Source organism: Luteimonas sp. Soil_N_1, assembly GCF_057656255.1.
Genome location: NZ_JBDGKS010000012.1, coordinates 1 through 269 on the forward strand (window position 1 = coordinate 1; position 269 = coordinate 269).

1 protein-coding gene is annotated in these 269 nt (G+C 63.2%); it reads right to left on the reverse strand.

Features of this window, described 5'->3' with window-relative positions; translation table 11 throughout:
- Window positions 1-269, reverse strand: a 269-nt coding sequence (locus tag AC3A4E_RS17290; protein ID WP_487632715.1) for an EF-Tu/IF-2/RF-3 family GTPase, incomplete at both ends; no start/stop codon positions are given.

Below are 269 nucleotides of genomic sequence, written 5' to 3' on the forward strand. Positions count from 1 at the left end.
TGACCCTGGTCGAGCAGCTTGCGGAACATCTCGACGCCCGTGACGGTCGTCTTCTGCACCGGACGGATACCGACGATCTCGATTTCTTCGCCGACCTTGATGATGCCGCGCTCGATACGACCGGTCACGACCGTGCCGCGGCCCGAGATCGAGAACACGTCTTCGACCGGCATCAGGAATGCCTTGTCGACGTCACGCTCCGGCTCCGGAATCCAGGTGTCCAGCGCTTCGACCAGCTTCAGGATCGCCGGCACGCCGATGTCGCTCTG